Genomic DNA, 12,408 nt, shown 5'->3' with positions numbered 1-12,408 from the left:
TGTTCGCGCTAATTATCAGTTGGCCTTTCGGTTGAAGGTCTCCCGTCGCCGATCGCTGAACGTCAAGCTCGATACCAAAAAGCTGTCCCAAGCCCATAATTCTGAACGTCCCCAACGGCATAGAAATCCTTGATCGCCGCGTTCGCGCCATCACGCTTGGGCCCGCCAAATGTCCTTGCGATTGAGGAGTAGCGGTACGACTCCGATCGCAATGCCGCCGATCCCGACGATGTTAGTGGTCAGGTCAAATGTCGGAATGCTGTAGAGTGCAATGAAAAAGAGGAAGAGTCCGCTCAACGCGGGCCAGATTACGTGGGTAAGCGATGACCACGTCCCGCTTGCGATCATGGTGCGGTAGTACCATGCGCAGGCAAGTCCGGTAAGCCCGAGGTAGAAGCAGATCTGAAAACCAATCGCGGTGATCGAGTCTCGCAGGATAACGTTGATCGTCGGGAGAAATGACGAAGCAATAAGAAGCATCAGCCCCGCGATCCAAATAAAGAAGATGGCGATGTAAGGGGTTCGCCACTTCGGGTGGAGCTTGGAATACCGCGGATGAATCGCTGCGTCACGTGCCTTGGCGAAAAGTGTGCGCGTAAATTGGAGCATCTGCGTCTCCACCGTCCCCACCGTACTGAGCAGCACTGCGATGATCGCGATATACCCCCACGTTGCTCCGAAAAGTTTCTCCGCGATCGCAAAGATAACATTCGTGTTGTAATGTCGGATCTCTGCATCAGAGAGTCCAAGTAGCGTGATGACAATGAAGATGACAAAAAAAGCCATAAGAAAGATCATCGCCCAGAACGCCGCTCGACCGGGAGTGCGGTTCGGATCCTTCGTTTCTTCACTCAAGTTCATCGTGACGTCCCATCCGTAGTAGAAAAATATTGCCACTAAAGCGCCATTGGCAAAGAGCCGCGGAGAGAAATTGAACGGAGAGAACCAACTCCACGAAAAGGCATGCTCCGGTGCGCGCGGGAAGACGATGAAACTCATCACGATGATCGCGAGAAGAATAATCCCTTCGATGATCGTCATGAACACCTGCACGTAGCTGGTGAGCTTGATGCCCCTGACGATGACCGCACTGATCACGGTGAGCCATAGCGCCGCAATAATGGTCACGAAGTGCACATTATTCATGAGCTCCGGCTTGAAGATGAGGAGCGTGGCGTTTGCGACCGGGATCATCGCGGATACCATGAAGACGCAGCAAAGAACGAGCAGCGCCCATCCCGCGAAGAATCCCAAGGTTTTTCCAAAGACGAGGCTCACCCAAGCATAGGAGGTTCCCGCACTGGCGATCGCTTTGTTGAGGTTGATGAATGCGAACGTAATGCCGAACATGATCAGTCCGCACGTCAGAATGCTCGCAGGCGAGAAGACTCCTGCTGTTGCGATGATCGTCGACGTGGTGATCTCGATACTGTATGCCGGCGCCGTACCCGCCACGCCCATCACGAGGGGGTGTACCAGATTCTGTGTAAACGATTCTTCGTTTAAGTCTGCGGCACCCGGTCTTCAAACTGGATGGCGAAGCGGTTTAACGCAGCTTTCCAGTCCCGTATCGGCATCGTCCACTTCTTGCTGATGTTGTTCAGGGCAAGATAAAACAGCTTGCTGACAGCTTCATCGGTCGGAAAGGAACTGCGGGCCTTGGTCACTTTTCGCAGGCTCATGTTAATCGATTCAATAGCGTTCGTGGTGTATATCACCTTTCGGATTTCCGGCGGGTAGTCGAAGAACGGTATGACGCGCGCCCAGTTACGGCGCCAGGACTGACTTATCGGTTTATACTGTTTATCCCATTTATCTTCGAATTCGGCAAGCCTGAGTTCAGCCTCGTCGGTAGTGGCTGCACTGTAAATCAACTTCAGATCGGCGGCGACTTCCTTCTGCGCTTTCCAGGGCACGAAATTCAGGCTGTTGCGCACCATGTGAACGATGCACAGCTGAACCGAGGTCTGCGGGTAGACCGCCTCGATGGCGTCCGGGAAGCCTTTCAGGCCGTCGACGCAGGCGATGAATATGTCCTGCACGCCACGATTTTTTAGCTCGGTCACGACCTGCAGCCAGAACTTCGCGCCTTCAGTTTGGGAGATCCACAGGCCCAGCACCTCCTTGTGGCCATCCATGTTGACGCCGATGGCCAGGTAGACCGCCTTGGTACGCACCGCGCCGTTGTCGCGCACCTTGACGTGAATGCAGTCGAGATAGAGGATCGGGTACACGGCGTCGAGCGGGCGGGCCTGCCAGAGCTTCACATCCTCGCTGACAGCGTCCGTGACGTTGGAAATGAGGGTCGGTGACACCTCGGTGCCGTACATCTCTTCCAGATGGCTTTGGATCTCCCGCACGCTCAGGCCACGCGCGTAGAGCGAGATGATTTTGTCGTCGAAGCCGGTCCAGCGTGTCTGATGCTTGACGACGATCTGCGGCTCGAACGTGCCCTGGCGGTCGCGAGGAACGTCAAGCGGCAGCGCGCCGAAATCGCCCTTGAGCGTCTTGATGCTATGGCCGTTGCGGGTGTTGGCAGTGCTGTTGGTCACCTCGCCGCTTTTGTCGTGGCCCAGGTGGTCGGTCATCTCGACTTCCAGCGCGCGCTCGACCAGCATCTTGGTGAGCTGCTTGAGCAGCCCATTTTCGCCGATCAGGTCCTCGGGCTTCTGGTAGTTTGCCAGCAGGCCGTCGGCAAGTTTGAGCAGTTCCGGATCGGGCTTGGCCCGCTTGTTACGCTTTACAACGGTCATCGTTTCTCCTAATGGCGGCAGTGTCCTGCCAAATGACCGTTTACACAATATTATTTACACCCTCCATCACGACCGACTCGCCAAAGCCCAGGGAATTTTCTTCCAGGCCCTCCCTTACCGTATGCCTTTGCGGCGTGAGGTCAGCTCGCTGCATATAGCCCCCCATCAATCTATGGTCGTAAGGCGACACGTCGGGGCACACAAGGGTGATTGCCACGATGTCCTTGCATTATAGTGATGCGCCTCTTCTCTGAAAGCAGAATCGTTACGAGAGTTTCCCGCATGAGACTATCGTGGCGCAGGCAACGAGGCCCGCTGCGGTCCAACTCAGCCAGGCGGCCATGTACCGGATCAGCCCGAACACAGCCACCATGAAAAAGCCACCGCCGGTGCTTGCCGGCGGTGGGTTCAAAGCGGGACAGCGTCCCGCATTGATCGCAACGCGATCAGATATTGCCGAACTTGTAGCGCAGGCCGACCCCGTAGAAGCGGCCGTTCTCGTAGTGCTGGCGTTCCAGGCTGGTCTCGTACGCGCCCGGCTCGCCCACGTTGCGGTTGAGCGTCTTGTTGGTCAGGTTCGAACCGTTGATCGACAGGGTCAGCTGGTCGGTGAGCTGGTAGTTGACGGACGCGTCCAGGATGCCGTAGGCGACAATGTAGCGGCCGTCGATCGGATTGACCTGCAAGGAATTGAAGATCGCCGGCGAACGCCACGTATAGACCACGCGCGCGGACAGCTTGTTGTCCTCGTACAGGCCGCTCAGGCTGTAGCTGTTCTTCGACTGCATCGGCTGCTGGGTCTGGACGACGTTCGGCGCCGCGGCCGTACCCATGTTGACCGGGTTTGCCGTCTTGACGTAGGTGTAGGAACCCGACACACCGAAGTTCTTCAGCCAGCCGGCCTCGCTGCCGAAGAAGTACTGGCCCGACAACTCGACGCCGCGGGCATAACCCTTCTCGGCGTTCAACTTGCGCCCGATCATCCACTGGCCGTTCGGGCAGCCGTTCGGGACCACGCCCTTGTAGAGGGGCGCCGTCGGCACGGTCGCGCACTGGGCCAGGGTGTTGATGAAGCCGTTGATCTCCTTGTCGAACAGCGCGGCGGCCACGTAGTTGGTCTTGCTGAAATAGCGTTCCAGCGAGATGTCGTAGCTGTGGGCCGTCAGCGCATGCAGCTGCGCGTTGCCCGCGCCGCCGGTGCCGTCGTTGGGGTTCACGCTGACGACCGGGTTCAGGTCGCCCAGGTCCGGACGCGTCATGCCGCGGCCGTAGCCGAAGCGGGCCAGGAAGTCCTTGCTCAACTCATAGGTTGCGTTGAGCGACGGCAGCGCATTGGTGTACGACATGCTCTGCGTCACGTCGCGCGGGGTGGGGGTGCCGCTGCTGGTATCGATCGCACGGAAACTCGACGTACCTTGGGTATGCACGAGGCGCACGCCGGCGCTGCCCTTGAGACGGTCGTCCAGCAGCGAGAACTCGCCCATCAGGTACCCGGCCTGGGTCTTTTCGTCGATGCTGTGGCGGTTGTTGATGTTCTCGGCCAGTGCGTTGTCCGGCAGGATGCCCAGGTTCGGGAACGCGGTGCGCACCTGATTGCCCAGCAGGTTGTCCGGCGCGTACACCACGTAACCGCCGGAATAGCCCGCGCGGCCGTACATGAAGTTGTCCGGCGCCGATTCCGTGTAGTGGCCGGTCGCGGCCGAGATGCCGTTGGCGCCCGTGGCCGTGTCCAGGCCCTTGCCGTCCGTGGTCAGGTTGACCCCGAAACGATAGTCCTTGTAGCGATCGGTCTTCTTCGTGAAGCGCGTGCCGAACTTGATGCTGCTGAAGAACCAGCCCTCGTCAGGCACGAAGCGCCCGTCCAGCGCCAGCGCGCTGCCGGTGTCGTGAAAGGTCTGGTTCGTGCCGTTGTTATAGTTCTGCACCAAGTAGTTGGACGGGTCGCTCAGGCTCGGGCCCGTGAAGGTGGTCTGGTGCGGGGCGCCGTCGAGCAGGCGATTGGTCGTCCAGAACAGGCCAGGCTTCGAATACAGTTGCACCGAGCGGTTGTCCTGCGACTGGTTCGCCTTCAGGTAGGACAGGTCGGCCTTGAAGTACAGGGCCGGCGTCGGGTTCCATTCGACGCCACCGGCCGCGATCCACGTCGTGTACGGACGGTGCTCGTCGCCGCCCAGGGTGGTCGTGCGCGAATTCAGGAAGGAGCCGCCGAGCAGGCGCCGGGTCGTCAGGACGTCGTCGCTGCCGCCGTTCTTGTTGCGGTTCGCCAGGCCCTCCGTCAGGTTGAACGGCGTCGTCTGCAGGTTCTGCACGTTGCCGCCATCCACCGAGTTCAGGCCGCGATAATTTTGGTGGTACAAGTAGTACGTGTAGTTGCCGTCGACGTAGAAGCGCAGCGTGTTGTCGACGCGCCAGTCGGCCGCGAGGTTGAAGCCGCGGCGCTGGAACTTGATCGTTTCCTCGAACACGTTGTTGGAAACCGTGGGCGCCGCTATGATGTTCCTGATCTGGTCGGGCGTGAGGCCCGCCAGATTGGGCGTATTGGGGCCGACGGTCGCCGACGCCGGCAGCGTGGCCACGTTGGCCAGGTACGAGACATCGGTGCGGCCGATATATTGCGACATCGGCTGCAAGGGGCTGTTCGACGCGTTGGCATTGGCCATCGCCGCGTATTCGGCGCTGTCGGCGCGTATCGCGCGCTTGTAGTTGGCGCCGCCGTTGGCCGGGTTGTTGTCCGAACGGCCGATGCCCGACGAGAAGGTCGCCGCCGCCAGCACGCCGATGCGGCCGCCGCCGGACAGGTTCGAGCGGTTGGCCAGCATGCCGAAGACGTCCGGCGTCGACTTCTTGTCCAGGTCATCGTATTTCGCCCCGATGTTCAGCGCGCCCGTGAAGCCCTTGAAGTCGCTCGGGTTGCGGGTGCGGAGATTCACCAGGCCGCCGATGGCGCCCTCGACGTGCTCGGCCGACGGATTCTTGTACACGTCGATGCCGGCGATCATGCTGGGGATGGCGCCTTCCAGGTTGAACTCGCGGCTGCCGGCCGTGAAGTACGAGCGGCCGTTGACCGTGGACGCGGTCAGGTTGGACAAGCCGCGGATCGTCACGCCGGAGCCCTGCCCCACGGGCGATGCGCCCTGGCCGCCGTAGCGGTAGCCCTGTACGCCGGGGATGCGGGTCATCGTTTCGGTGACGTTCGGGTCGGGCAGCTTGCCGATGTCGTCGGCCGTGATCGAATCCACGACTTCCATGGCGTCGCGCTTGATGGTGGCGGCCGACTGCGCGCTGGCGCGGATACCCGTCACGACGACGGTGTTGCTGTCAGCCTGCTGCGCGTACGCGGTGACCGCGAAGGCTTGCGCCAGCGCCAAGGCGACGACCGACATCCTGGGTCCGATGTTGCGATTCTGCTTCATGTGCTTCTCCTCTGTAGTCCATCTGGCATGGGTGTGCCGGCTTCGATGTCCGGCGTTTTAGGTATCGATAACAACGCAGCCTTGAGTTATGGGTGCCATCCTTCCTTGTATTAATGCCTTCATGAAATAACATGTTCCACGTGGTGTTTACGCGACGCCGGGGTGCGCATGCCGCTGGGTATCGATCACTTCTCCGCCACCCGCTCCGCACGCACGGGGGCGAGCACGAAGCGATAGCTGGCGGGTGCGAGCGGGATGCGGTACTTCACGTGCGGCCGGCCAGGCTCCAGCCGGTGTCGCCGCCCACGCCCGCCTGCGCCATGTCGACGAGCACCGTGCCGTCGCCGTGCGGCGCGATCTCGGAACTCTTCCACGTGCCGCGCGACCGCAGATACAGGAGGTCTTCGCACGGGAATGCCGGCGCGTTGAACGCGAACGGCGTGTCGGCGCCCACGCGGATGCCGGCGCCGTCGGCGCCCGTCGAGCGGAACCAGCGCACGTCCGCATGAACCGCCTGCCCTTGTCTCGTTGTACGTGCATGTCGGTCGGGTCCTTTAGCGGAAGCGCAGGCCGTCGACGAATTCGTTCACCTCGAGCAGTCCCGCCTCCGGTCCCGTCAGGCGCTTGCCGCCCACCGTCACGTTCTCGATCGTGACGTTCCTGACCTTGCGCGCGGCATCGCGGCCCGTGATGGCCGACGCACTCGGCGATCCCTTGCCCGTGTAATGGATGTTGCGGAGGGTGACGTTCTCGATGCCGAGGCCCGGGCTCGTGTTGTACTTGGCCGTGTACGCGATCTTGAGGTTGAAGAGCTTGCCCTCTTCGATGCGGTCGACGCGGATGTCCTCGAACACGACGTCACGCACCAGGTTGTCGTCGCCGGCCATGATGCCGAGCGCTCCCTCGTACTCCGGCTCGTCCTCGTCGTGGTCGAGGATGTCGATATTGGAAAAGCGCAGCCGTTCCAGCACCTCGCTTTGCGGATGGGCCGGGGTCGGCGTGTTGCCGTGGATGCCGATCAGCACGGCATGCGCGATGTCGGCCCACAGGGTCGTGTCCTTCACCACGACGTCGCGCGTGTTGCCCCAGATGTCCCAGCGGTGGTTGTAGAACGTGAGGCAGTCGTCCGACGTGCGGACAAAACTGTCCGCGATCGCCACGCGTTCGCAGGCGAAGTGTCCGAGGCCGTCCGACCACTGGCCGGCGCCGATCGTGCGGATGCTCTTTTCCACGAGGTCCTGCGACAAGATGCAGCGCATCGTGCCGTGCGGCTGGTTGATGGCGATCGGGCCGTCGATCTCGATGTTGCGCGAATTCCGGATGGTCGCCACGTCGGCGCCGTCGAACAGGCCGTCGCTGATCACCTTGACGTCCTCGACGCCATCGATGACGAGCGGGCTTTTCAGCATGGCGGCGCCGTGGATATAGACCTTGGTGTGCGAGCGCAGGCGGAAGTCGCCGCTGTGGATGCCGGGCCCGAAGAACACGACGGGCCGCGTCAGGTCGGGCGTGGTGCCGGTGCCCACGTCATAGGAAGACAGGTTCGCGGGCACGGCCGGCATGTCGGCCCGGATCGCATGGGTGAACACGTGCAGGTTGTGCAGGTGGTCGTCGTCGAATTCGACGCTGAGGTTCTCCGGACGGCGCAAGGTGAGATAGACGATGCCGTCGCGGACCGCGGGCTTGACGCCCTTCGCGTCCGGCCGTACGGTCACCTTGGAAAACATGCCGTTGTTCTTCTGGACCGCCACCTCGACGGTGCCGTCGAAATTGAAGTAGACCATCGAGGCGTCCTGGGGCTTGTCGAGGTCCACCTTGACGTTGTATTCGTACAGGTCTTGCCAGGCGCCGCCGGGAACGCGCACGCGCACCGTGTAGTCGTCGTTGTGATGCGAATAGCGGATGGGGTTCGGGAACGGGTGCACCTGCAACCGGTTTTCGGCGGCATGTGCACCGGATGCGGACAAGCAGGCGCCAAGGATGGCCAGCGGCGCGGCACATCGGCGCACGAACGTGCGTAACGTGGACAAGAACATCGTCTCCTCCGCCCTTGCGTGCGGATTGCGCCGCCGCCGGGCTCTTGTGTAGTCGTAGCTGGATCGGGAAACGCCCAGCCTTGTTGGTATCGATAACAGCAATCGTTATCGTTATATCGCAGCAAATGCGGAAGTCACAGCCTTCGCCCGCATCCGGACAGGTCGGGCTGATGCTCATTGCTAATCATAGCGTGGCGCGACGACCGCGAGCCATATGTTTTTTATCGAAATGGATATGTTTTGCACATGGCAGAGCGCTTCGGCGCACGCTTTCGTTAACGATAACAAAAGATAGATGATCCGTGCTAGCATCGCCGCGGCAGTACGGCAGCACCCTTCGATCGCAGTCCAACTCACGCCTGCACGGCATGGAGACGCCAATGAAACGAATGGAACCGAACGACCGTAACGACACCGCCGCCCGCCCCGCCTTGAGCTCCGCGGAAGCTCCAGACGACGTGTCGCGTGCCGAACTGGGACGCCGCAGCTTCCTGCTGAGCCTGGGCGCCCTCGCGCTCGCCGGCTGCGGCGCGGGCGGCGGCGACAGCCCCGCCACCCGCCTGCTTTCCACCGGCACGATGAGCGCGACCGCCGCCGCGACCGCCGCCTTCGTCCACCCGGGCCTGCTGCACACGCAGGCCGATTTCGACCGCATGAAGGCGAAATACACGACGTCCCCGTGGTCCGGCAGCTGGAACCTCTTGATCAATAATTCGCATGCGAGCCTGACGTACACGCCGCATCCGCAGACCATCGTGTACCGCGGCTACGACGGCGTCCATCCGGAGAACTACAGCACCCTGTTCAACGACGTCGCCGCCGCCTACGCCTGCGCCCTGCGCTGGAAGATTTCGGGCGACACGGCCTACGCCGACAAGGCCGTCCAGATCATGAATGCGTGGTCCTCCACGCTCACCGGCATCTCGGGCACGACGGACGCCGACCTGGCCGCCGGCATCTACGGCTACGAGTTCGCCAACGCCGGCGAGATCATGCGCACGTACAGCGGCTGGGCCACGGCGGATTTCACGAGCTTTCAGAACATGATGAAGAACGTGTTCTATCCCATCAACCACGACTTCCTCATCCGCCACAACAACACCGACGTCACGCATTACTGGGCCAACTGGGACCTGTGCAATATGGCGTCCATCCTCGCCATCGGCGTCCTGTGCGACGACCAGTCCCTGTTCGACGAAGCCGTCACCTACTTCCAGTCGGGCGCCGGCAACCGCGCGGTGGCGCAGGCCGTGTACTACATCCACCCGGGCTTCCTGGGCCAATGGCAGGAATCGGGCCGCGACCAGGGCCACAACACGCTCGGCATCGCACTGATGGGCGCGATGTGCGAGATGGCCTGGAACCAGGGCGTGGACCTGTACGGCTACGACAACAACCGCTTCCTGATGGGCGCGGAATACGTGGCCAAGGCCAACCTGATCCAATCCGGCACGACGTATTACACGGTGCCCTACGTTCCGTACAACAACGTCGACAACGTCAACCAGACGGTCTTCTCGACCAGTAGCCAGGGCAATGTCCGCCCATGCTGGGCACTGGTGTACAACCATTACGTGAACCGCAAGGGCCTCGCGGCGCCGTATTCGAAGATGTTCGCGCTGCAGATCCAGCCGGAAGGCGGCGGCGGCAACTACGGCTCGACGAGCGGCGGCTACGACCAGCTGGGCTACGGCACCCTCACCTGCACGCGCGATCCGATCGCCGCCGGCGTTTCGCCCAGCGGCCTCAAGGCGCGCACGCCGGCCGGGCAGGTGGAGCTGTCGTGGTGGGGCAGCGCCTACGCCACCAGCTACAACGTCAAGCGCGCGACGTCCACCAGCGGCCCATGGACCGTCATCGCGAGCGGCATCAGCGATCTGCTGACGTACACCGACAATCCGGGCGCGGGCACGTGGTACTACGTCGTCTCCGCCATCACGCCGGCCGGCGAGACGGCCGATTCGAACCGGGCCACGGCCAAGGTGGGCAAGGTCTTGCACACCTACCTCGCCTGCGACGAGGGCACGGGCACGGTGGTGTCCGACGCCAGCGGCCAGGGCCACGCCGGTACGCTGACGGGCAGCGCCGCGTGGGGTGCGGGCAAGTCGGGCAGCGCCCTCGCGCTGAACGGCAGCACCGATTATGTGAGCCTGCCGGCCAACCTGGTGACGGACCTGACGGACTTCACGGTGGCCTGCTGGGTGTATTGGAACGCGTCGCGCAACTGGGAACGGATCTTCGATTTCGGATCGGGCACGGGCCGCTACATGTTCCTGACGCCGCGCTCCGGCAGCGGCGTCGTGCGCTTCGCCATCACGGTCGACGGCGGCCATGGCGAGCAGGCCGTCACCGGAACGGCCGCCCTGCCGACGGCGCAATGGGTGCACGTGGCCGTCACGCTGTCGGGACAGAACGCCACCTTGTACGTGAACGGCACGGCGGTCGGCACCAACAGCGCGGAGTTCCTGCCGCCGTGGCAGCTGGGCGGGACGAGCCAGAACTGGATCGGCCGCTCGCAGTACTCGGGCGACCCCTACTTCAACGGGAAGATCGACGAGTTCCGCATCTATCGCGGCGCCCTCGGCGCGACGGACATCGCGGCGCTGATCGCATCCAGCTGATCGCGGGACGGGCGGCCCGGCCGGCGCCCGGTCATTCCTCCGGCACGACCGCCGTCACTTCGATCTCGACCCGCGCGCGGTCTTCGATGAGGGCGCTCACCGCGACGGCCGTCATCGCCGGATAGTGCGCGCCGATGATCTCGCGGTAGGCCGCGCCCAGCGCGCCGGACGCGGCCAGGTACTCGCGCTTGTCGACCACGTACCAGGTCATGCGCACGATGTGTTCGGGGCGCGCCCCGGCCTCGCGCAGCACGGCGACCGCGTTGGACAAGGCCTGGCGCGCCTGGGCCGCGAAGTCGTCGCTTGGGAAGCGCCCTTCCGCATCCCAGCCGATCATGCCGCTCACGAACACGAAACGGCCGCGCGCCGCGATACCGTTCGCGTATCCGCGCGGGCGCGGCCAGCCCGGTGGCTGCAGGATCTCCATCACGTTCCTTCCTTCGCCGCGCGCAGCAGTTCGCGCGCGATGATCAGTTGCTGCACTTCGGTGGCGCCCTCGTAGATGCGCAGGGCGCGGATCTCGCGATACAGCCGCTCGGCCGGATGGCCGCTGGTGACGCCCAGCCCGCCGAACATCTGCACCGCCGCGTCGATCACCTGCTGCGCGGATTCCGTCGCCGTCATCTTGGCCATCGCCGCTTCCTTCGTCACGCTGCCGCCCTGGTCGCGCTGCCACGCCGCGCGGTACGTCAGCAGTGCGCTGGCGTCGATGGCGGTGGCCATCTGCGCGAGCCTCGCCTGCGTCAGCTGGAAGTCGGCCAGCGTCTGGCCGAACATCTGCCGGCGCGTCGCATGCGCCAGCGCCTCGTCGAAGGCACGGCGCGCAAAGCCGAGCGCCGCCGCCGCGACCGAGGTGCGGAACACGTCGAGCGTCGCCATCGCCACCTTGAAGCCCTGCCCGGCCGCGCCGATGCGCTGCGCGGCCGGCACCCGGCATGCGTCGAAGCGGATGCGCGCCAGCGGGTGCGGGGCGATCACGTCGATGCGCTCGGCGACGGCGAAGCCCGGCGTGTCGGCATCGACGACGAACGCGCTGATGCCGCGCGCGCCCGGCGCCTCGCCCGTGCGCGCGAAGACGACGTAGAAATCCGCGATGCCGCCGTTCGAGATCCACGTCTTCTCGCCATCGAGGACGTACGCCTCGCCGTCCGCGCGCGCGGCGCAGCGCATGGCGGCGACGTCCGACCCGGCGTCCGGCTCCGACAGCGCGAACGCCGCGATGGCCTCCCCGCGCGCCACGCGCGGCAGGTAGCGCTCGCGTTGCGTCGTCGTTCCGAACAGGCTGATCGCGCCGGCGCCGAGGCCCTGCATGGCGAAGGCGAAATCGGCGAGGCCGTCGTGGCGCGCCAGCGTCTCGCGGATCAGGCAGATGGTGCGGGTGTCGATAGCCGCGCCTTCCGCACCGATCGCATGCTGCAGCCAGCCACCCTGCCCCAGCAGGCGGACGAGGTGCCGGCACGCGCCGTCGACATCGGCGCCGTGCCCGCCGCGCACGTGTTCCCTGGCCCACGCATCGAGCGTCGCTTCCAGCTCGGCGTGCCGGGCTTCGAAGAACGGCCACGCGAGATAACGCTTGTCCGCCATG

At 63.6% G+C, this 12,408-nt stretch carries 8 protein-coding genes; 1 reads left to right on the top strand and 7 read right to left on the bottom strand.

Annotation, left to right across the window (positions count from 1 at the left end; translation table 11 throughout):
- Positions 1–150: 150 nt before the first annotated feature.
- The 5 genes from BVG12_RS03065 to BVG12_RS03045 all read right to left on the bottom strand — a co-directional run bounded on the left by BVG12_RS03065 (position 151) and on the right by BVG12_RS03045 (position 8,196).
- Positions 151–1,461, bottom strand: a complete 1,311-nt coding sequence (locus BVG12_RS03065; protein WP_083684465.1) for an APC family permease — start codon at positions 1,459–1,461, stop codon at positions 151–153.
- 41 nt (positions 1,462–1,502) lie between these two features.
- Entirely contained in the window at positions 1,503–2,753 is a 1,251-nt protein-coding gene (locus BVG12_RS03060) for an IS256 family transposase (RefSeq protein ID WP_075791135.1), read from the bottom strand.
- A 446-nt stretch (positions 2,754–3,199) separates the two neighbouring features.
- Complete coding sequence (locus tag BVG12_RS03055; protein WP_075791134.1) at positions 3,200–6,166, bottom strand: TonB-dependent receptor; 2,967 nt, start codon at positions 6,164–6,166, stop codon at positions 3,200–3,202.
- Positions 6,167–6,431: 265 nt separating this feature from the next.
- On the bottom strand, positions 6,432–6,665 hold the full coding sequence (locus BVG12_RS03050) for a hypothetical protein (protein ID WP_075791133.1): 234 nt from the start codon (positions 6,663–6,665) through the stop codon (positions 6,432–6,434).
- 55 nt (positions 6,666–6,720) lie between these two features.
- The gene (locus BVG12_RS03045; RefSeq protein ID WP_156895517.1) at positions 6,721–8,196 is read right to left on the bottom strand and encodes a glycoside hydrolase family protein; all 1,476 of its coding nucleotides are present in this window, start codon (positions 8,194–8,196) and stop codon (positions 6,721–6,723) included.
- A 386-nt stretch (positions 8,197–8,582) separates the two neighbouring features.
- On the opposite strand from BVG12_RS03045, the gene BVG12_RS03040 reads away from it, so the two are divergent.
- On the top strand, positions 8,583–10,823 hold the full coding sequence (locus BVG12_RS03040) for a LamG-like jellyroll fold domain-containing protein (RefSeq protein ID WP_229503786.1): 2,241 nt from the start codon (positions 8,583–8,585) through the stop codon (positions 10,821–10,823).
- A gap of 31 nt (positions 10,824–10,854) precedes the next feature.
- Here the strand turns inward: BVG12_RS03040 and BVG12_RS03035 are convergent, their stop codons facing one another.
- Positions 10,855–11,250: a RidA family protein gene (locus tag BVG12_RS03035; RefSeq protein WP_075791131.1), complete on the bottom strand. Its 396-nt coding sequence runs from the start codon at positions 11,248–11,250 to the stop codon at positions 10,855–10,857.
- Positions 11,250–12,407, bottom strand: a complete 1,158-nt coding sequence (locus BVG12_RS03030; protein WP_075791130.1) for an acyl-CoA dehydrogenase family protein — start codon at positions 12,405–12,407, stop codon at positions 11,250–11,252. Before BVG12_RS03030 ends, BVG12_RS03035 begins: the two co-directional genes overlap by 1 nt.
- Between the last annotated feature and the right edge of the window lies 1 nt (position 12,408).

The sequence above is a fragment of the Massilia putida genome, from assembly GCF_001941825.1.
GTDB classification, from domain to species: Bacteria; Pseudomonadota; Gammaproteobacteria; order Burkholderiales; family Burkholderiaceae_D; genus Telluria; species Telluria putida.
The sequence above is the reverse complement of the archived record's forward strand: the minus strand, read 5'-3'. Positions and strand labels throughout refer to the sequence as shown.